Origin of the sequence: Pseudarthrobacter phenanthrenivorans (genome assembly GCF_000813845.1) — a bacterium.
GTDB classification, from domain to species: Bacteria; Actinomycetota; Actinomycetes; order Actinomycetales; family Micrococcaceae; genus Arthrobacter; species Arthrobacter phenanthrenivorans_B.
The window spans coordinates 1-287 of record NZ_JWTB01000075.1 but is presented as its reverse complement, the minus strand read 5'-3'; the positions used below and the strand labels follow the sequence as shown (position 1 = coordinate 287).

The window sequence follows — 287 nt, the reverse complement described above, 5'->3', positions numbered from 1 at the left end:
ATCAAGGGCCTGCCCCAAACCGGCGAAACCCTCTCAGAAATACCCCCCACCCTCAAACCAGGCGAGGTAAACCGATGAGCGAAAACCCCGACGTCATCCGCGCAGACATAGAAGCCACCCGGGCACGCCTGGGCACCAACGTCGACGCCGTGGCCGACAAAGTCACCCCGTCCAACATCGTCCACCGCCAAACCGACAAGGTCCGGGACGCCGTGACCGGGGTCAAGGAGAAAATCATGGGAGCAGCAGACCACCCCGAAAACCGCACCCACAACACCACCTACACC

General features: G+C 62.0%; 1 protein-coding gene. It reads left to right on the top strand.

Going from position 1 to position 287, the window contains the following annotated elements:
- Positions 1 to 74 precede the first annotated feature (74 nt).
- Positions 75 to 287 (top strand): DUF3618 domain-containing protein (locus RM50_RS20090; RefSeq protein ID WP_043456381.1); only part of this gene is annotated, 213 nt, incomplete at its 3' end.